This is a genomic window from Bradyrhizobium elkanii USDA 76, from assembly GCF_023278185.1.
Lineage (GTDB): Bacteria > Pseudomonadota > Alphaproteobacteria > Rhizobiales > Xanthobacteraceae > Bradyrhizobium > Bradyrhizobium elkanii.
Genome location: NZ_CP066356.1, coordinates 7,605,563 through 7,625,712 on the forward strand (window position 1 = coordinate 7,605,563; position 20,150 = coordinate 7,625,712).

Consider the following 20,150-nt stretch of genomic DNA (forward strand, 5'->3'; position numbering starts at 1 on the left):
GCGATGGCTTGGCGCATCACGAAACCACACCTTTCTCCGGTGAGCTTCGCAGCGATGGCAGAGGCGATCTCGCCGTTTCCATGTACTGGGTCCGATTCGCGCAACGCGGATAGCAGACGACGGTGTGGTATTTTTAGTTTGACGTCGATCCGCAGCAGCAAACATCACTTGCTGATCATCCAATCTGTTCATCGCGCTTTGCCGGCGGCAAGCGAGCTAGCGAACTATGCCGGCATAGACGATATTCTGGACTTGCTCGCGGTAGTACTTGCGGATCTCTCCGGGCGCAGCCGTTCCAACCACCACGACCAGGCGCTCCTTTGGATCACAGAAAAATTGTGTTCCGTAAGCGCCGGTCCAGGTGAACTCACCTGGATTGCCTGGAACGGCCGAGAGACCCTCGCTTATGCGTACAGCCACTCCGAGCCCGAACCCAAAGCCGGCACGGTGCGGCTCCACATTAGCGACCTTGTTTTTGATCTCTGGCCCAAGGTGGTTGGAGATCATGTGATGCACCGTCCTGGGACCGAGAATGCGCTGGCCATCGAGTTCCCCGCCGTTTAGCAGCATTTGCCCAAAGCGAACATAATCACCAACTGTCGCGAATGCACAGGATCCCCCGCAGTCAAACTTCGTCGGACTTTCGAGGAGCTCGATGCCCTGTGGCTTTCCCGTCAGTGGGTCGTCTTTAAATGGACGCGCGAGCCGCTCGCGTTGCGATCCCGACAAATGGAAAGTGGCATCCAGCATTCCGATCGGCTTCCACAGGTTGCTGGAAAGATACTCGCCTAGTGGCTGCTCGCTAACCTGTTCCACGACAGCGCCAAGCACGTCGGTCCGAGAAGCCGTATTCGAATTCCGTTCCCGGTTGGTGCGCCAACGGCAGCTTGGTAATGCCTTCGATGAAAGCCTTCTTATCGCCCTTGACCGGTGGCGCTGCGAAATCCGGATAGAGACGCGCCACTTGGTCTGAGCTGTCCGGCGGCGCGCCATAGGTGAGACCTGATGTGTGGCGATAAAGGTCGTGGACGTAGATCGGGGAACTCTGCGCTTCGAATTTTAACGAACCGTCAGGCTGCGATACTCCCACTTTCATGTTTGCAAATTCGGGATAGTAATCCGTAAGTCTGGCCCTCAGAGGCAGGCGACCTTGTTCCATGAGGGTAAGCCCAGCAACCGCCACCATCGGTTTGGTCATAGACGCGAGCGCGAACATCGCATCGAGCCTCATCGAGGTTCCTTTTTCAGGATCGAGTTGCCCGTACGCCTTGTAGTGAATGAGCTTGCCGTCTCTGGCGATTGCAACCACTGCGCCCGGCACGCGCTTGGCTGCGATCTCGCTAGCAAAGAACTCGTCCAGTTTGGCAAGGCGCTGCTTGGAAACTCCGACGTCATCGGCCCTCGCCTCGGGCAAAGGCGCGGAGTGTGCTGAATTGAAGCTGATACCAGCGGCCGCCGCGGCTGCAACGAGCTTATTCATTGTGTCCTCGTTAAGAATGGACGGATCTGACTTGCAATACTGCTGCTCGGTTATGACCGGCCAGCTTGGCCAGTACGCCGAAGATGCTTCGATCCGGCTTAGTGCGCCTGCCCCTCACGTGCCTCTCCTGGCACATCGTTTGTCGATGAGAGTCAAAGTGAACATGACCGCAAAGGCGAACATTACCATACCGCCGGCAACCCAACCTGCCTCGCGCCAGCGCGATGCTTGGACGTAGTCAATGACATAAGCTGACAACACTTTGGTGCGCCCGGGAATGTTGCCTCCGATCATCATCACGACACCGAATGTGCCGATCGTATGAGCAAAGCCAACCAAACCAGCCTTGAGGAACTCCAGCCGTGCCAGCGGCAGGCCGACGGTAATGAAGGCGAACAACGCAGAAACGCGCTGACTCGCCACAACTTCCTGCGGGTGGTTACCCATCGCAACAAAGGCGCTACGGATAGGCTGCACCACCAAAGGGAGCGCCGAGAGGACCGATCCGACCACGATTCCCGCAAAGGTAAAGGCGAGCGTGTGCTCGCCCCAGAAAGAGGCGAGAAGCCCACCTGGTCCGTTCGGGCCGAGCAGGACGAGTACGCAGAAACCGAGCGCCGTGGGTGGCAGCACAAGCGGCAGCGCGACCATTGTCGCCACCGCCTCGCTCAAAACCGTTTTTGACCGTGCCAACCACCACGCGAGCGGCGCGCCAATCACCAGCAGGATCATTGTCGTCACGCTGGCGAGCTCGACCGTGAGCGCAACGGATTGCCAGATTTCTGGCGAAAGGGCATCCATGTGCGTCAGCCCACCGGCGAGAGCACGTCGCCATACCGGCGCAGCGATCGCGTCGTTTCTGCGAGCAAATGCAGAATCGCAAGGCTCATCGGAAACTCCTGTGACAGGGCAGCTTCGACCGGCCTGACGGCGGCCGCTTCTCAGCTCGCCATCCAGCAATCCCCGTGCCGCTTGCGAAATGTGGTGGGCTCTGTGTCCAGCGTGAGAAAAACGCGCATAACTGCCAGAGATACTGCGGGGTGAACCTAACGCGCTGTCAAGTTTCCGGCATCTTTGTTCTCAAGCAGACAGCGACGGCAGAATGAGACGGCAGAGCGGCCGCCCGAGATGCGCATCCGCAATGTCTCGATGCAAATCCTGACGTGGATGCTGCTTCGACATGTTGGTTGTTTGTTGGTGTCGCTCAAGGGCCGGCGTGTATAAGCGCAGAACTCCCGTCACAGCCCCATTGCGAGAATGGACGAGACCGGCTCTCGGAGTTCATTCCGTCCTCAACTTTCGCCTTGTCGAGGAGAAAGACGGGCCGCGGACCGCCATCCGGCAATCATGCGCCACTGTTCTGTGAACGTAACAAACCATAAGCATACGTTAGTTGCCGAGTTCTGAGGCAACGATCTGCTACCTAAAACAAGGAGTCGCAGTGAACCTATAGCGCGTCCGGTCGGTGCAGTATATCGACGGTGATCATGCCGCGGGCGCGAGAAACACATGCACAGATCTTTTCGTTCGCGTGCTTTTGCTGCTCGCTGAAGAAAACGTCGCGGTGGTCAAGCTCACCGTCGATTTTGACGAGATCGATGGCGCAGACGCCGCACTCGCCGCGCCGGCAATCCGAAATCACCTCGTAACCGGCCCCATTGAGCACGTCCAGCAACGAGCGATCGCGCGGAATCTCGATCTCAATGGCCTGATCTGCAAGGCGCACCCGAAACCCCTCGGTCGGCAGTGAGCCGCTCGAACCGAAGGTCTCGTAACGTAGGTCGGATAGTGCGCGTCCTGCACCAGTCCAGGCCCGGCGCGCGGCATCGAGCATCCGGATCGGACCGCACAAGAGGGTCAAGGCGTCGCGCGGCAGCGAAGCGAACAAGTCATCCAAATTGAGCCTGCGCCCTTCGTTGCCCGCATGGACAATAAGCCGCTTGTTCAGCAGGGGAGCGAGAACATCCAAATAGATGGCTTGCTCACGAGAAGTAACGGCATAATGCAGAGTGAAGTCGGCATCGCGGCGCGCCAACGCCAAAGCTGCCCCGATCAGTGGCGTAATGCCGATGCCGCCCGCGATTAGGCAGTAGTGCCGGCGCGCCCAGTCAATCGGCAGCAAAGAGGCCGGCAATGTAATGGTCAGTCGGGCGCCCGGCGCGAGCGACCACATGTACTGCGAGCCGCCGCGGGAGTGTCCTCCGCGCGCCGCACGGCGATACGATAGCCGGTTCGCTCGGGTTCGCCGACCAAGGAATAGGATCGCGTATCCGGGCGCCCATCGATAGTGACGGCGATATTGATATGGCTGCCGACCGGATAAGCCGCGCCATCAAAGTTTTCCGGTTTGATCAGGAACTCGCGGATCGAAGGTGTCAGATCGCGCGTCGCGACGAGCGTTGCGGGTGTCCAGCTTTCAATGAACCGCATGGAGATTTCCTTTAATCGCCTGCCATCCTGATGAGCGCCAGTCCTGGCAGCAGGTCAGAATGCGTCTTGTTCCTGAGCACCAGGCGCAGATTGCGCGCCGCCACTCGGGCGTGCTCGCGCATGATTGCCTCGGCCCGTGCGCCTTCGCGATTTTCGATTGCATCGATCACGACGCGATGTTGATCTTGTGCAATCAAGAGTGTGTGGCGCGCATCCGGCAGTGTCGATTGAGTCATCACAAAGCCGCTGGGCGAGGCGAATGGGAGCGCCGACGCGCGATCGACCTGCCGGATCAAGGGAGGACTGCGCGACAATTCGGTCAATAGCGCGTGAAAACGCGCATTGAGCGCGACGTAGGAGGAAAATGCCTCGACGGAGATTGGATCCTGCCGCACCAAGCCGTCGATCTCGTCAAGACATCCTTTTAGAGGCTCAAGATCGCGCGACGGAACGCCGCGCTCGGCGGCAAAGCGCGCGGCCAGCCCCTCCACCGTACCACGCAGTTCGATTGAATCCAGGACATCTCGCTCGGAGAATGCCTTCACCATGAAACCGCCAGAAGGGATCGCTTCCAGAAGTCCTTCCTCCTCCAGCCGAACCAATGCCATTCGCACCGGGGTGCGCGATGCGCCGGTCGTCTCCACAGCCTGCAACTCGGAGATCCGCTCGCCTGGCCGCAAGTCACCCGAAAGGATCAGGTCGCGCAAGCTGAGCTGGGCGCGTACTGTTTGCGAGACTGAACGATCGCTGTCGCGCTCGACCATGCTCTACTCCGCGGCCTGCTGACCTTGCGAGGGATTCTCGGCCTCGATCATGCGATCTATCAAGCGGCGAGCCCACATCGCGCCAGCATCGATGTTGAGATTATAGAAGACCCGGTCTGGATTTTCGTCGATTGCGCGCTGCTGCGCCTCGAGAATGACCTCGTCCTCGCGGAAGATGCCAGAAACGCCTTGACGGAGTTCGGTGGTCAGGCGCTGCTCGTTCAGGCGATAATTGCGCACGAAGGCCCAGAAATAATGGCAGCTCGTTTCCGTTTCGGGCGTAATGGTGTTGAGGACAATACCATTGACGCCGGCCGATCGGTTGCCTTCCGGCGCGCCTGTTCCGGCGGGCGCCACTCCGACGTCGATATTGATGGTGCACGGCGCCTCGAAACGAATGATTTGCCAGCGGTCCACCGGACCAGGTTTTTGCAATTGCTTGGCCCAGAACGGCGGGGCGCTAATCCCCTTCATCCAGCGCGTTACGGTAGCGGTCTTCTCACCATGGGTGACGTCAAACGGCGCTTCCGCGATGGCGTTATTGCCGATGCTGGCACCGTGCACAAACGTTTCATGCGTCAGGTCCATGAGGTTGTCGACAACCAGACGATAATCGCATTTCAGGTGAATGGTGTCACCGTCACCGGCCCAAGCGGAATCATCGTTCCAGTGCATATCCGGCACCAAGCGCGGGTCGGCCAGCGCCGGATCACCCATCCACAGCCAGACGAAGCGATCGCGCTCGACCACAGGATAGGCACGCACACAGGCGGAGGGGTTGATCGTCTCTTGCGAGGGCATGAAGGTGCAGCGGCCCTGCGCGTTGAATTTCAGCCCATGATAGCCGCAGACAACGCTGTCGCCCTCAAGACGCCCTTTTGAGAGCGGCACCAACCGATGCCAACAGGCGTCCTCCAGTGCCGCCACCTCCCCGTTGGCGCGCCGATACATCACAACGTGCTTGCCGCAGATCGTGCGCGGCAACAGCGCCTGCTTCACCTCTGCATCCCAAGCGGCCGCGTACCAGACATTCGTCGGAAAGCAATGGCTCATGTGCCGATTCCTCGCTTAGGGACACCGACTGTATACATAAATTTGAAAGGGGCCAAAAAAGTGACGAATATGCGGGCTTACAATGGAATTTCTGTATACAGCAATGGCCCCAAGCGGCTCGGTCGGGCTCCGCTTCGGTGAAGATTTTTTGCGACGCACCAAAACTGCTAGCGGATGAATCCAAGCTCGCCATCGTGCACACCCGCTGCATCTAGTCCCTGCACTGTCGCAGCCTCGGCTATCGGCGAGATTCCTGGCCTGCGAAGGGACGCCGGATTGGGGCTTCTTGGCCGGCAGCACAGTTCCCTTGCCGGGATCAGACGTCGACGTCTTGGTGCCGAGATCGGCCCATGCTCTCAAACCATCCAGTGCGTAGATGACGCGACCGCGACCGCCGATCTTTCGATACGCTGGCCCCGTGCCATACGTGCGGTGCTTTTCGAGCGTGCGGCCGGATAGGCTAAGATAACGCGCAGCCTCCGGCGTACACAGGAACCGGGTGGATGGATCTGACATCAAATAGGCATTTGAGAGCTCCAGGTGAGAGGCCGGCCGCGAACGGCGGCACTATCGCGCCATCATCATGGAGAAGCGCGCTCCCTGGAGGGATACCGAATATCGATGAAGCGACTTTCGGCACCCCAAGTAGAAAGCGCTATTCGTGGTGGCAAAGCTCACTCCTATCTAGCGCTCGTCCATTATCTAGCGACCGTCCAGCCTACGACCTTGGACAATCATGGACATGGCAAGCTGATCGGGCGACCTTCACAATGCGGATGATGCGCAGAAATTCTGCCGAACCATCGGTCTTACCGGACCATACTGGAGCACATTCACCGCCATCCGATTGTCGTAACTCGATTCGAGCTCGCCCGTATATCTGCAGCAAGAATAAGTTGGTCTCGTGCTGCCTGGCAAAGAGTTCAGAGCAGAATGATCGAGTCGAGAACCCCATCGTAACGCTATCGGCTCGGCGAGCGCCGATGCCGATACGACCTCACATCGACCGGCCCTCTAGATGTCGCACGCTTCCATCGCCTGGATGCCTACGATCCAAACAATCAATTTTACCAATGTAACGTACTGTTGCATCAAGTCGCGCACTTGAAGGGTACTGATCACTCTAGGATTTCTATGCCAAGAGGTGCCTCGGGACACTTGCCAGCAAAATGCGGCATGACGCTGAGCAACGCCTTCTCGATCGACCTCACAAATGCCGTTCGAAGATTCAAAGACCTTGTCAGAAGACAGGTACTTATCCGATCGCGACTCGATCGACTGCAGGTTGGCTCTGGTGCGGATCTTGCTTGACGAAAAAAGATAACGTAACTGAACGCCTGCCTTTGGAATGACGCGCCGGCTCCCGGAATCGTCTTCAATTGGACACGGCTAAAATGACAGCCTCGTATGATGCCGTCGCCTCTAACGACGCAGCGGCTCGCATTCGAGTGTATTCGGGAAGGAAGCGTCATGACCACCATGGCAACTGCGGCGCCCGCGCGCGCGTCGCAGACTTGGTATAAAATTCTCTACGTTCAGGTGTTGATCGCGATCGTGATTGGCGCCATCGTCGGCTGGCTATGGCCGTCGGTCGCGACCAACGACTGGGTCAAGGCGCTTGGTGATGGCTTCATCAAGCTGATCAAGATGGTGATCGCACCGATCATCTTCTGCACCGTCGCATCCGGGATCGCACATATCCAGGATGCAAAGAAAGTCGGGCGCGTCGGCGTTAAAGCGCTGGTCTATTTCGAGATCGTATCGAGCTTTGCCTTGGTGTTGGGCCTTGTCATGGGCAATCTGGTCCAAATCGGCCATGGTCTTGCGGTCAAACCGGACGCTGCGGCGGTCGCCAACTACGTCAAGCAGGCGGAAGCCTCGAAGACCGTCGATTTTTTTCTCAATATCATTCCCGATACGGTGGTCGGCGCCCTCGCCCGCGGCGATGTTCTGCAAGTGCTCCTGTTCGCGATTCTGTTTGGCTTTTCGCTGATGGCGCTGGGCGAGCGTGGAGAACGACTGCGCGGCATGATTGACGACGTCGCGCACGCAGTGTTCGGCGTGATTGCCATCATCATGAAAGCCGCCCCGATCGGCGCGTTCGGCGCGATGGCCTTCACAATTGGCAAGTTCGGGCCGGCGGCGCTCGGTAATCTGATCGGACTGATCGTACTGTTCTATGCGACGGCCGCGATATTTGTGGTCGTCGTGCTCGGCCTGATCGCGCGGATCGTCGGCTTTTCGATCTTCAAGTTCATTATCTATATTAAGGATGAGCTTCTGATCGTGCTTGGCACCTCGTCCTCGGAAAGCGCGCTGCCGCAATTGATGGAGAAGCTCGAGCGGCTGGGCTGCTCAAAGCCCGTGGTCGGCCTCGTGGTGCCAACCGGCTACTCCTTCAACCTCGACGGCACCAACATTTATATGACGCTTGCGACATTGTTCATTGCCCAGGCACTCGGGGTCGATCTGACCTTTGGCCAGCAGCTCACGATCTTGCTCGTGGCAATGCTGACCTCGAAGGGAGCAAGCGGCGTCACCGGCGCAGGCTTCATTACACTCGCCGCGACATTGTCGGTGGTCAACCCGGCATTGGTGCCGGGCATGGCGATCGTATTTTCGATCGACAAGTTCATGAGCGAGGTGCGAGCCCTTACCAACATCACTGGCAATGGCATCGCCGCTGTGTTCGTGTCCTGGTGGGAAGGCGAGCTCGACGACGCGACCCTACATGCCCGGCTCGAGCAGCCCACCGCCGGTGCCGATACACGAAGCTCAAGGATATAGGCTCCAGGTCCTGTCCGTGATTTCAAGGCACGCTCGAACTGAGCGTAGCCAACTCCGAATTTTTCGCAGTTCAAATCGGCACAGCCGAATGAACTGCGAGCCGGAGTTCTTCTCGCGGAATCTGCGGGTCGTACCACGACTCGGTGTCGTGCCCCAACGCGATCCAGATGACGGCGTAAGGTCGGCCGGGGCAGACCATACGATTCCGACCGAACCTGGCCGGGCCTGACGGGCAAAGTTACTGGATCTATCCATGAAACGGCTTGGCGCGTGGCCAGCGAACTGGCCTCGTCCACCGATGCTGCGGCAGTGATGACTCGTGAACCAGATCGGCACCTTCACCAGGTCGAGATGGATCGCATTGAGCAAACTCACGGCGCTCCACTGCTTGTCGGCGCTCTTTAGATATTCAACGACGGGCGTCTCATTGTTCAGCGTCACGTCCTGGCAGACCCGCGGCTCGCAGCTACCCCGCCGCTGGACGTGCCTTGGCCGCATACAGTTGTGCTCGGCCGCGGCCTCCACAGCCGCGCGCGCCTGCCAAAGGGCTATCGCAGTGAAAGAAAACAGACATCTGAGCCTCGATTGTACGCACGTCGGCGCGCCATTTGGAAAGGTTTAGAACAACTATACCTACGTTTGTAATGCGCGTTTCTTCGGCACGTGCTGAGTTCAGCTGTAAGCAATTTACCCGGAACCGCTCTTGAGCGTGGAGCGGAAAGGATTGCCCCATTTTTGCCTAAAATGTTATAACTCTCCCGCCGGAGAAAGGCCGGACGGTCCAAGAATGTATAACCAGATCAATAACTTCAAACGTTCTGCCACGCAGTTTACTTTCGGCAGCATAACGCTGGCGGTGGTGACGCTAGCTTCCTTGTACCTTCAAACACATTTCGCTGCGACGGCGTTCGGCTATTTGCTGGTTATATTGCTGTTTTCATTGATCGGCAGCTTTATCGCCTCATCCGCGCTTTCGGTCTTAGCTATCGCTGCTTTGGCGTACTACTTTGCACCGCCGGCGTTTAGTCTGCGGATCGATGACCCTCAAGTTCTTCTGGTGGTTGTCGCATTCTTTACCGTCTCGATTGTCGGAACGCACCTGATTGGAAAAATCCGCCAGGAAAGAGAGGCTGCGCATGAGACTGCGGCCGAACTCCGGCGCAGCGCGGCCGATTTGAAGGACCGTGAAAAGCGGTGGCGCGCAATCTTTGAGCACAATCCGGCCATGTACGTCATGGTCGACGAAGCCGGTACCATCCTCAACGTCAATACGTTCGGCGCGACACACCTCGGCTATGCGCGCTCCGAACTCATCGGTCAATCCGTTCTGAGGCTCTTTCTGGAGGAGGATCGCGAATTCGCACGCACATGCATTCGCAGATGCCTTGAAGATATCGGTCAATCGCAAACCTGGGACGCCCAAAAAGTCAGAAAAGACGGCGTGGTCCTGTGGGTGCGAGAAAATGCCAAAGCCATGCTTTGGGCCGATGACAAGCCGGTTGTCCTGATATCCTGCGAAGATATCACCGAAAAACGGCAGACGGAGCTTGCCCTACAGCGCAGCGAAGCCCATTTGGCTCAAGCGCAGGAGTTGAGCCACACAGGCAGCTTCGGCTGGAACTTCGCCACTGGCGAGGTTTTTTGGTCAAAAGAGCTTTTTCGAATTTTCCAGTTGGATCCGAAGACGATACCGAGCCCGCAACTCGTCGTCGAGCGCACGCACCCGGAAGATCGAGCTTCCGTCCAACAGACGATCGATCGAGCGATGCAAGACCCGCAGGAGTTCGAGCATGAATACCGATTGCTGCTACCGGACGGCTCGGTGAAGCACATCCGCGCGCGGGCGCGAGCGACGACAACCGCCTCTGGCGAAATCGAGTTTGTCGGGGCAGCGACGGATATCACAGTTACAAAGCAAGTAGAGCAGCAGCTACGCCGCAGCGAGGCCTATCTGGCCGAAGCCCAGCATCTCAGTCATACTGGCAGTTGGTCATGGGACGTCCACGGAGTCGATTTTGTGTATCGCTCCGCCGAAGTGAATCGTCTCTTCGGCTTCGACCCGCAAGAGACCGTGTCCATAGAGACTATTCGTTCGCGGATCCATCCGGACGACCTGCCGCGGCTTCAGGACGTGCAGCGACTTGCGAGAGACGGCAAGCAAAACCGCTTCGAATATGATTTTCGAATTTTGCTCCCGGATGGCTCGATGAGGCACATACATTCTGTGGCCCATGTCGTGGTTGGCAGCGACGGCAATATCGGCGAGCTCATTGGGACACATATGGATGTCACTGAGCAATACGCGGCCAGAGAACGCCTGGAAAGCACACTTGCTGCGCTGCGCGAAAGCGAGCAGCGCTTTCGCGACTACGCTGAAACAGCTTCCGACTGGCTCTGGGAGACCGGGCCAGACCATAAAGTCACTCACTTATCGGAACATACCAGCACTGCGGGAATCCTGGCCACAGGCCTCCTGGGTCTGCCGCGTTGGGACATTGCTTGCGACTTGGAAGACGAACCTGAGAAATGGCGGCAACATCGTGCAAGGCTAGAGGCACATCTGCCATTTCGTGATTTGGTCTATCGCACCGTCAACCGGATGGGATGTCCGATCTACGTCCGGACGAGCGGTAAACCATTTTTTGACGTAAGCGGCAATTTTCTTGGCTACCGTGGCGTCAGCACCGACATCACCGCTATTATCCGCGCAGACCAGGCCGAACAAGAGCTGCGGAAGGCACAGGCGGAGCTCGCGCATGTGACGCGCGTGACGACGTTAGGAGAGCTGACCACCTCCATCGCCCACGAAATCAACCAGCCACTCGCCGCGATTATCAGCAACGCCGACGCGTGCCTAGGTTGGATGGGCCGCAAAACTCCTGATCTTTCCGCCGCGCGCTCATCCGTTGAGTGGATAATCGAAGACGCAATCCGGGCAAGCGAGGTGATCCGTCGCGTTCGCGCGCTTGCGAAGAAGGGCGAGATCGAAATGCTTCCGCTCGACATCAATGACGTCGTTAAGGATGTCATTGCGCTGGTGAATCGTGAGCTGGTTAGCCACCAAGTGACACTGAAAACCGAGCTGACGGCAGCGCTGCCGGCGGTTCTGGGCGACCGGATTCAGCTGCAGCAGGTGATGATCAATCTGGTGATGAACGGGATCGAAGCTATGGACGCAGTTACGGACAGGACGCGCGAACTGGTGATCCAGTCATCTAGGGACGATATGGAACACGTGCGGCTTGCGGTGACTGATAATGGCGTCGGCATCTCGGAGAATGACGCCGATCGGGTGTTAGACCCCTTCTTCACGACAAAATCGAGCGGCCTTGGCATGGGCCTTTCGATCTGCCGCTCGATTGTGGAAGCTCACGGAGGGCGTCTTTCAATCGTCTACAGGCAGGGACCCGGAGCGAGCTTTCGGTTTGACCTGCCGTTGCACAAGGAGGTGGTGTCGTGAACGAACGCTCAAACTCCCAGCGCGAAGGCAGCAGAGCCGAGGCATCGGCAAATGCGATCGTCTTCATTGTCGAAGATGATGTCTCGATGCGTCGGTCGCTTACAAACCTTTTTCAATCCGTCGGCCTGGACGTCGTTGCATTCGGATCGGCCCGAGAAATGCTGCAGAGCAAACTTCCGGACGTCGTTAGCTGCCTGGTTCTTGATGTCCGACTGCCCGGCTTGAGCGGCCTTGAGTTCCAGACTGAGCTAGCCAAGTCGAACATTCATATTCCCATCATCTTCATTACAGGCCATGGCGACATTCCCATGAGCGTCAGGGCCATGAAGGGTGGAGCGGTCGATTTTCTCACAAAACCGTTTCGCGATCAGGAACTACTGGACGCTGTGATCGCGGCGACCGAACGCGATCGCAAAAGACGGGCAGCCGAGCAGACCGTCGTGAATCTCAAGTCCCTATTTGAGACCCTAAGCCCGCGCGAGCAGGCGGTTATGAAACTAGTCGCTACCGGCTTGATGAACAAGCAGATAGCTGCCGAGCTGGGGCTCGCCGAGATTACGGTCAAGATCTATCGGGGACACGTGATGAAAAAGATGCGGGCCCGGTCGCTGGCGGATTTGATCAGGATGACTGAGACGCTGGGACTCCGTGCTAACCGTCCCGAACAAACCTAAGTATGATTTTACAATTTAACCGCGCAAGCCCACTTTTCGCCCAGGGATGGCTAATGCCTCGGCAGTCGCTAGTCCCGCGTCAGGAGGGCCTGTCTTGTCCACGCCTTTGATTTCTGTCGTTGATGACGACGCATCGGTCCGTGCGGCGACAGAGAACCTTTTGAAATCGCGTGGCTACGTCGTTCAAACGTTTGTGTCCGCCGAGGAGTTCTTGAGGTCGCCGCGGTTGAACGAAACCTCTTGTGTAATCACGGATGTGCAGATGCCGGTTATGAGCGGCTTGGACTTGCTCGCGGAAATGCGGACCCGTGGCTACGGTGTGCCATTCATTTTCATTACTGCCTTCCCCAACGACCGCGTGCGCGCCTCAGCCCTGAGCGCGGGAGCGGCTGGCTTTTTGGCCAAGCCCTTCGCCGGACATACGCTGATCGAGTACCTCGATGCCGCACTGGAGGAGAACGGCGGCGGCGGAAACACTTGAAGCGATCGACCGGCCGCCAACCTTATGTCTGATCTGAGCGCTTCGCGCGAGACACGATCCCGATCAACTTCTTGGAAGCTAAGCGCGCTGCCCTGTCGTTAAATTCCATGAAGTCGGGTTGGCGCTTTCCAATAGGGCTCATTGGACCCGTCACGTCGCCAACGACGAAGCCCACAGCGTCAGCGTATCTTCAACCGACGTGCCAGCAATCATCAGATCCCGAATCATGGTCGCCATGGATTCAGAGTTCTCAGGAACATGCAACTGTAATGCTGACCTAGATGAGCCAGAGCCACTCTTCGCGAAAAGCCTAATCAGTCTCAAATTATCTGACGTCGGACAGGCCACCAACTGCGTTGTTCAACAAGGACCTACAGAATGCAGGCGTGAGCTTGCCGCGGTGGATCACGACGTTTTCGTGCCCCATCGCGGCTCGCGCGCTCTGCCAGTGCCGATTGTAGCCGCGCTGTTCATTGGATTTTACATGGCAAGCGGCGAAGTCGGCGTCAGCCGCCGTCGCCAACTGCCACGCATGTACCGGCCGCTTCGTATGGATGTGCACCCACATCGGATTCGCCGCCGCACCGTTGCGCAGTGCCTTGGGCCGCAGCTTAATCTCGAACAGCGTCCCCGGATCGCCGCTCAACGCGCGCGGTGGATCCGGAGGCTCCAACTCCCCGGCCGCCCGCAACCGTTCAAGGTATTTCTGCGAGGGAAAGCCGTAGCTCTTCATGCAATCGATCATGATCGCGGCTCTTTGCCTCTTCAATGAGTTTGCCTGTCCCTGCACCTCGGAATACATCGCCTTGAGCCGGACTATCTTGTCGTGCACTTCGGGCACTTGCGCGGGCGTGAGCAAGCCACTTCGACGAGGCTCCTCCACCGCGGCTGCACAGGCTTCGATCTCGGCGGCCTGTCTATGGAGGCGCTCGACGACGATATTTAGGACGTGGTCGGCGTCCTCGGGTTTCATCTGACGCGCTTGCGAGACGGCGCTTTGCTGAGCGGGCAGATCGAACTGCAAAAGTTCGTCCAATCGCTTGAGCAGTCCCGTCAGCGCTTCTCTGGAGGGCGGAGCCTGCCACATCGTCAGGTTTCCGCTCTCCGACGATGACGCCCGCGCGCGGGCCTCCTCCGCGCTCGTGAGTTTCTTTGTACCCAGATCCGAGAGTACGATAACCTTGCGTGTTGAGCCCGTGCCAGCGTCGGACCCGGCGAGCTGCGGCTCAGCGCCCCCAGCTGTCGAACTCCCCTCGCCTGCGGCCGCTGCGCGCCTGCCTTTGCCCTTCCTGCGCGCTGCAGTGCCTTCGCCCACCCCGGCAGTATGTTCCGGCAGCACAGCCCAAGCCGGCGGTTCAATCGTGGCTGGCGTCTTTGGCTGAAGTGCCAGCAGCCGCATGACTTCGTCCGCTGTAAGCCACGCACCTTCCACTATCTGATCCAGCAATTCTAACCGAAGATCGGCTCCCGCTCCGGCGTCCGTCAGGCTGGCAACCATGCCGCTCACTCCTGACGCAAATTCCGAAAGCCGCTCCATGACTCCTTCCAGAACGTCGCGGTGCTCAGCGTCAAGCGGCGCTCCGTTGCGGTTCATCACGGCCTCGGCCGTCGAGGCGAATGCCGGAACAACATCCTCGATGAAGGTCCCGAGCAGACGCACCCGCCCGTCTCCATCGATAAGGGCGTCTCGCACGGCTGGTCCCAACCTGCTCGCTAGGGAGAGCTGCGCGAGAGTGATCTGCGATTCCAGATACTTGTACTTCGTATTGAGTGCATAGCCGGTATGCAGTCGTAGCGCGGCCTCTTCGGACTTCCGCAACTCGGGCGTGCTGCTTGGTAGGTCGGCAGTAGCCGCGCAGACGGACTGCATCCGCTCCGAGCGCAATGCCCTCTTTCTCCACCACTCCATGCAGTGCTCATAGTAGGGCTCCACGCCTGAAAGCACGCGGTTCAGCTGGTCAGGCGAAGCGGTGCGGATGATCCTGCCGAGCAGGGCTGCTGCTTTATGTCTGCTCTTCTCCAGGTCATCGAAAATCGCAGCAGCCACGGCGTTACATTCGTCGGCCGCGCCCAGCGTCTCATCGCGGAGCTGGCGAGCCCGATCGTCGGGCAGAATGCGCCCCGCCAAACCTGGGGGCAGAGCAGCGTAGTAGTCCAGAACTGCTAAGCCTGCCTTGACGACTTGATCGATCAGCTCTTGCCTCTCGGACAAGGTCCGGCCGCGCGTGGCTGCCCTACGACAAGTATTAAGGTCCTCAAGCAGGCTGCCCAACGTTCGCTTTGCTGCCTTAACCTCATCTCGTGTTGGCGCCGCGACATCCGAAGTTGGTTGCCGGTTCACGATCGGCGCGGTTCTATCTTGAGGCCCGGAGCGCATCCGCTCCACGACGGCGTCGAAAGATTGACTGCGTTCCCCAGGGACGAGGCCGAACTCCAGGCTCGAACTGCTCGATACCCCAGTGCTGTCGGCTCCTGCTCCAACGTGCGATTTGCCAGCTCGGCCGATGCCCGTCATATTTTATCTCCGATAGAAGAGTCGAGAATGCGCAGCCTTCCTGGTTAGACCGCTTCGCTGACGAGTAGCTGACCAAGAGCGTTTTTCCCGATGCGCAAGCCCATGTCGCCTCGGGTCCGCTTCCGTCGCAGCCGCTGTGTTGCTGAAGACAGCGATGCCGGGATGACCCCCTCAGCTGCGGGATCATCACCTGCAGTACATGACCGCAGCCTGAAGCGCGAATTTTTCGCGAGCGCGCTGGGGGCAGCACCCCGCCACTCGATAGCCTTGCATTGGGGGGGCATTTTCCTCTGGAAATTGCCCGCGATCGGCGCAGCAATGCGCGCGCGGACGTTTCGGGCGAAAACCCGTATGCGGGACATCGCGCATAATCTAGTGTCCTAAACCAGAAGTTCATGGCGTTTTAGGCCTTGGCTGACGCATTGTAAGCGCAGAAGCGTTCGATGGAGCTGAGAATGTCGTCGGCTGATTTGGTCCATCGGAATGGGCTGGGGTCGGCGTTGTGCTGTTCGATGAAGGACGTGATCTCAGCACGTAGCTCCGCCACGCTGCGGTAGATGCCGCGCCTGATTTTGTGCTCGGTGATGCGGGCAACGAAACGTTCGACCTGATTGACCAGGGATGAGCTGATTGCCGTCAGATGGACGTGCCAGCGCGGTCTCTTGGCCAGCCAGTTTGGGATCAGCGGCCTCTTATGGGTTGCGTTATTGTCTATGACGAGATGAACATCCATATCGTCCGCACGGCGACTTTGATCTCATCAGAAACTTGCTGAATTCTGTGGCGCGTGGTGCCCGTAACGCTTGCCGATGACCCGGCCGGTTGCGATGTCGAGAGCGGCAAATAGCGATGTCGTGCCATGGCGCTTGTAGTCGTGACTGCGGCGTTCCACCTGACCAGGCCGCACGCGGAACGAGGGTTGGCTCCGATCCAGCGCCTAGATCTGCGGCTTTTCGTCGACACACAGCACGATGGCTCGCTCGGGCGGGGCCACGTAGAGGCCGACGACGCCGCGAACCTTGGCGACGAAGTCAAGATTGTTTGAAAGCTTAAAGGTCTCCAACCGACGCGGTTGCAGGCTGAAGGTGCGCCATATCCACTGTACCGTCGAGACCGACAGTCCACTGGCCCTCGCCATTCTGCGCGAGCTCCAGTGAGTGGCGTCGGGCGGTTTCGTCTCAAGGGTGCGGACGATCACTGCCTCGATCCGGGCTCTTCGATCGTGCGCGGCATCGCTGGTCGATCCAGGAAATCCGTCGCATCGCTATCAAGCTCGCTCAACGGCGCATCTCGATCGACCGTGTTCTCGCATGGTCGCTCTGGCGGCGAGCTCACCAGGCCGACGCACGGCCCGCTCACCTCAAACGAAAAGTGCAACTGTCATGCTAGACGTCCATCACGAATGAAGGCGGCCGAAAGTTCGCCTTTTCGGGCCATCGGATCGCCCTCCTTCCGAGGGTCAGTTGGCGCCGGACAGAGCCTACCCAGATCGTAGTCTCCATAATCTCCGCCAGGACGCGGTGGCGAGCCAGACTATTATCTGTCATGTTCTTGTATCGCAGAACTGCCGCTGGAGAGCACGTCGACGTTGCTGCGGTGTCTATTCAACAGTGACCGATTTTGCAAGATTACGCGGCTGATCCACGTCCGTCCCCATAACCACGGCGGTATGATAGGCCAGCAGTTGCACCGCGATGGCATAAACCATGGGCGTAAAGCTTGCTGCCATGTTTGGCAACACTATGGTCATGAGCGTATCCACCGTCGCGTCCGAGGCGCCCTTCGCATCGGTGATCAAAATAATGCTGCCGCCTCGAGCGGCCACTTCCTGCATGTTCGAGACTGTTTTCTCGAAGACGTCGTCGTAAGGCGCTATCACCACCACGGGCATGGTCTCGTCGACTAATGCGATTGGTCCGTGCTTGAGCTCGCCGGCGGCATAACCTTCCGAGTGGATATAAGAGATTTCCTTCAACTTAAGCGCGCCTTCTAACGCCAGGGGCGCCGATGTGCCCCGGCCGAGATAGAGCACGTCGCTCGACTTTGCGATATCACGCGCGAGCTTCTCGATCTGTGGCTCGACCAACAGCGCCGCAGCAATCAGCCGCGGCACTTCGATAAGCTCGCGTACGAGCTTAGATTCATCGATCTCGGACAGTATGCCGCGCTCCCTGCCTGCTGCGACGGCAAGCGCCGCCATCACCGCCAGCTGGCAGACGAATGCCTTGGTGGAGGCGACGCCGATTTCTGGACCCGCCAGTGTCGGCAGCACGGATTCGCTCTCGCGCGCGATCGTCGACGTCGGGACGTTGACCACGGATATCGTGTGCAGACCGTGGCTCTTGGCATAGCGCAACGCAGCCAGCGTGTCGGCGGTTTCCCCCGACTGCGAGATGACGATCGCGAGATCGCCGTGGCGCAGAGGCGCCTCCCTGTAGCGGAACTCGGAGGCAACATCGATTTCGACAGGCAGGCGCGCCAGCCGCTCGAACCAGTATTTGGCGATATAACCGGCATAACTTGCCGTGCCGCATGCCGTAATTGAGATGCGCTGAATGAAATTAAAGTCGAACGGTAGTGTGAGCGGCAGGGCTATGCGCTCGGCTGCCATATCGAGATAATGCGCCAATGTCTGCCCGACCGCTGTCGGCTGCTCGTGGATTTCCTTGGCCATGAAGTGGCGATAGTTCGCCTTGTCCACCAGGAGTGACGACACGCCAGACTTTGATGTTTCCCGATGCACGACAGCCCCGTCTTCGCCATAGATCATGCAGATCGTACGGGTAAGCACGGCCCAGTCGCCGTCTTCAAGATAGGTGATGGCATCAGTCAAGGGCGCGAGTGCGATCGCGTCCGATCCCAGATAAACTTCGCCGGTACCATGTCCGATCGCAAGGGGCGACCCCTTGCGCGCCCCGATCAAAAGATCCTCATGGCCTTTGAACAGGAATGCCAGAGCGAAAGCTCCGCGCAGTCGTGGCAGCGAGGCTTGTACCGCATCCCGCGGCGAGTAACCATTCTTGAGATACGATTCGACGAGATGCGCCACCACCTCGGTGTCGGTCTCTGAGCTGAAATGAGCTCCATTCCGCTCCAGTTCGGCCCGCAGTTCGCGGAAATTCTCAATGATCCCGTTATGAACGACCGCGACATTTTCCGTTGCGTGCGGGTGAGCATTGCTTTCGGTCGGTTTTCCATGCGTCGCCCAGCGAGTGTGACCAATACCGCTATGACCCGACGGCGGATAATCGCGCAGCCGCTCCTCAAGGTTTCTCAGCTTACCTTCAGCGCGCCGGCGCTCGATACGGAGACCTTCGAGCGTCGCGACGCCCGCGGAGTCATAGCCACGATATTCCAATCGTCTGAGCGAAGCGACCAATTGCCCAGCGACCGGACCACGTCCCAAGATGCCGACTATTCCACACATATCGATCAATGCAGCCCACGTTCAAGAAGCCAAATGTCCCCTAAAGGAGCATTTTCACGAAATTCGCGCGCCCGGTTGAGTTGCCTGTCACCGTCGCATTCACAGGCGTGAGTTCTATGTCTTTCAACCATCATCGCCTCGCCCAGCCACACTCCGTCTTTGGTTGTCCGCTATCGAGTGCAAGCTGCGATGCGGCCGCGAATGGCGTGACTGCTTCGAGGTGGGCTCTATATGCAGGCGCGCTTGCGCGGCTTGGTGCGGCATCTAACCCCGGCACAAACAGATCCGTTGCTCGATGGCGACGATAACAACCGGCGTCGCAACAAGCCCAGTGCGAGGATATATCGCGCAGGGCGTCAGACTTCATAGATTGAGGACATTTGAACCAGATCGACAGACCCGTTGTCTCACAGTAAAACGTCATGTCTTATTTGGCTCATCGTCACTAATGAGCCATTCACGGCTCTTCAGCTCAAACTCCCGAGAAACGCGCGGCGACGCGGCCGATCCGGTTAGCAGCTGGTGTGGGGGCACTGAGTCCCCTCACCTCACCGAGGGTCTCCACGAGAGGCTTGCACCGGCCGCGCTCCATTGGACAGAAGGATGCAGCCTCACAACACTCTTCACATGGCCGGGTGTCGACGTATTTACGCATCCGCTCTAGGCCGGCTTAAGACGCTCATCATACTTGGATGTAAGCTATACGATTGGCATCGAACACTCTATTGTACGAACGTAAGCTTTCGATATCGAAACGTTCGAAGAACTATACCGACGTTTGCTACTCTTCCTCATTTCGTCTTGCGTCTCCCGTGCACTTCCTACGCGAGCTGCACTATTGGCAGAAGCGCAGAGGTCGATGCCCCTAGCGACCAGATCGCGTGCTCTATTCGGAGGCGGGGCCGCTTTGTAGAATACGATATTGGTGTGTAGCTTCACTGTGTGCTGGCTTGCATGCCGTCATTCTCTATAAATGCGTCGACAACCGCGCTTCAGCACATCGCTCTATTCGGCCATAACCGAACCATGCAAATGGATACAGCATGTACCTGGAGATGGATAAGGAACACAGACCGTCG

General features: G+C 58.4%; 11 protein-coding genes and 3 pseudogenes. 4 read left to right on the forward strand and 10 right to left on the reverse strand.

The window, feature by feature from the left end; all coding sequences use genetic code 11:
* Positions 1 to 216 precede the first annotated feature (216 nt).
* The 6 genes and pseudogenes from JEY66_RS36025 to JEY66_RS36050 all read right to left on the reverse strand — a co-directional run bounded on the left by JEY66_RS36025 (position 217) and on the right by JEY66_RS36050 (position 6,243).
* Positions 217 to 1,480: pseudogene (locus JEY66_RS36025) on the reverse strand (serine hydrolase domain-containing protein).
* Between the two features lie 114 nt (positions 1,481 to 1,594).
* Positions 1,595 to 2,281, reverse strand: coding sequence for a molybdate ABC transporter permease subunit (locus JEY66_RS36030; RefSeq protein WP_016846835.1), 687 nt, complete (start codon positions 2,279 to 2,281; stop codon positions 1,595 to 1,597).
* Positions 2,282 to 2,927: 646 nt separating this feature from the next.
* Positions 2,928 to 3,910: pseudogene (locus JEY66_RS36035) on the reverse strand (PDR/VanB family oxidoreductase).
* Positions 3,911 to 3,921: 11 nt separating this feature from the next.
* Positions 3,922 to 4,674 (reverse strand): GntR family transcriptional regulator, encoded by a 753-nt coding sequence (locus tag JEY66_RS36040; RefSeq protein WP_016839803.1) that lies wholly within the window; start codon positions 4,672 to 4,674, stop codon positions 3,922 to 3,924.
* 3 nt (positions 4,675 to 4,677) lie between these two features.
* Complete coding sequence (locus JEY66_RS36045) at positions 4,678 to 5,727, reverse strand: aromatic ring-hydroxylating dioxygenase subunit alpha (RefSeq protein ID WP_018269897.1); 1,050 nt, start codon at positions 5,725 to 5,727, stop codon at positions 4,678 to 4,680.
* Between the two features lie 238 nt (positions 5,728 to 5,965).
* Positions 5,966 to 6,243, reverse strand: a pseudogene (locus tag JEY66_RS36050) (helix-turn-helix transcriptional regulator).
* A 954-nt stretch (positions 6,244 to 7,197) separates the two neighbouring features.
* On the opposite strand from JEY66_RS36050, the gene JEY66_RS36055 reads away from it, so the two are divergent.
* The 4 genes from JEY66_RS36055 (at position 7,198) to JEY66_RS36070 (ending at position 13,129) form a co-directional block, all read left to right on the forward strand.
* The gene (locus tag JEY66_RS36055; RefSeq protein WP_016839801.1) at positions 7,198 to 8,514 is read left to right on the forward strand and encodes a dicarboxylate/amino acid:cation symporter; all 1,317 of its coding nucleotides are present in this window, start codon (positions 7,198 to 7,200) and stop codon (positions 8,512 to 8,514) included.
* 787 nt (positions 8,515 to 9,301) lie between these two features.
* Positions 9,302 to 11,974 (forward strand): PAS domain S-box protein, encoded by a 2,673-nt coding sequence (locus JEY66_RS36060; protein WP_018269895.1) that lies wholly within the window; start codon positions 9,302 to 9,304, stop codon positions 11,972 to 11,974.
* On the forward strand, positions 11,971 to 12,648 hold the full coding sequence (locus JEY66_RS36065; RefSeq protein WP_018269894.1) for a response regulator transcription factor: 678 nt from the start codon (positions 11,971 to 11,973) through the stop codon (positions 12,646 to 12,648). Before JEY66_RS36060 ends, JEY66_RS36065 begins: the two co-directional genes overlap by 4 nt.
* 46 nt (positions 12,649 to 12,694) lie before the next feature.
* Complete coding sequence (locus tag JEY66_RS36070) at positions 12,695 to 13,129, forward strand: response regulator transcription factor (RefSeq protein WP_018269893.1); 435 nt, start codon at positions 12,695 to 12,697, stop codon at positions 13,127 to 13,129.
* 325 nt (positions 13,130 to 13,454) lie between these two features.
* Here the strand turns inward: JEY66_RS36070 and JEY66_RS36075 are convergent, their stop codons facing one another.
* The 4 genes from JEY66_RS36075 to glmS all read right to left on the reverse strand — a co-directional run bounded on the left by JEY66_RS36075 (position 13,455) and on the right by glmS (position 19,071).
* On the reverse strand, positions 13,455 to 15,644 hold the full coding sequence (locus JEY66_RS36075) for a hypothetical protein (RefSeq protein ID WP_018269891.1): 2,190 nt from the start codon (positions 15,642 to 15,644) through the stop codon (positions 13,455 to 13,457).
* A 403-nt stretch (positions 15,645 to 16,047) separates the two neighbouring features.
* Complete coding sequence (locus JEY66_RS36080; RefSeq protein WP_018269890.1) at positions 16,048 to 16,377, reverse strand: transposase; 330 nt, start codon at positions 16,375 to 16,377, stop codon at positions 16,048 to 16,050.
* A gap of 204 nt (positions 16,378 to 16,581) precedes the next feature.
* A complete protein-coding gene (locus JEY66_RS36085; protein WP_141381996.1) occupies positions 16,582 to 16,842 on the reverse strand; it encodes a hypothetical protein in 261 nt (86 codons plus the stop codon).
* A gap of 402 nt (positions 16,843 to 17,244) precedes the next feature.
* Entirely contained in the window at positions 17,245 to 19,071 is a 1,827-nt protein-coding gene (gene glmS / locus JEY66_RS36090) for a glutamine--fructose-6-phosphate transaminase (isomerizing) (RefSeq protein ID WP_026192291.1), read from the reverse strand.
* Positions 19,072 to 20,150: the final 1,079 nt, after the last annotated feature.

What these genes read in the sequence shown, in the direction of transcription:
- JEY66_RS36030 (WP_016846835.1), bottom strand. Translation starts at nt 2,281, where the DNA reads ATGGATGCCCTTTCGCCAGAAATCTGGCAATCCGTTGCGCTCACGGTC.
- JEY66_RS36040 (WP_016839803.1), bottom strand. Translation starts at nt 4,674, where the DNA reads ATGGTCGAGCGCGACAGCGATCGTTCAGTCTCGCAAACAGTACGCGCC.
- JEY66_RS36045 (WP_018269897.1), bottom strand. Translation starts at nt 5,727, where the DNA reads ATGAGCCATTGCTTTCCGACGAATGTCTGGTACGCGGCCGCTTGGGAT.
- JEY66_RS36055 (WP_016839801.1), top strand. Translation starts at nt 7,198, where the DNA reads ATGACCACCATGGCAACTGCGGCGCCCGCGCGCGCGTCGCAGACTTGG.
- JEY66_RS36060 (WP_018269895.1), top strand. Translation starts at nt 9,302, where the DNA reads ATGTATAACCAGATCAATAACTTCAAACGTTCTGCCACGCAGTTTACT.
- JEY66_RS36070 (WP_018269893.1), top strand. Translation starts at nt 12,695, where the DNA reads ATGGCTAATGCCTCGGCAGTCGCTAGTCCCGCGTCAGGAGGGCCTGTC.
- JEY66_RS36075 (WP_018269891.1), bottom strand. Translation starts at nt 15,644, where the DNA reads ATGACGGGCATCGGCCGAGCTGGCAAATCGCACGTTGGAGCAGGAGCC.
- JEY66_RS36080 (WP_018269890.1), bottom strand. Translation starts at nt 16,377, where the DNA reads ATGGATGTTCATCTCGTCATAGACAATAACGCAACCCATAAGAGGCCG.
- glmS (WP_026192291.1), bottom strand. Translation starts at nt 19,071, where the DNA reads ATGTGTGGAATAGTCGGCATCTTGGGACGTGGTCCGGTCGCTGGGCAA.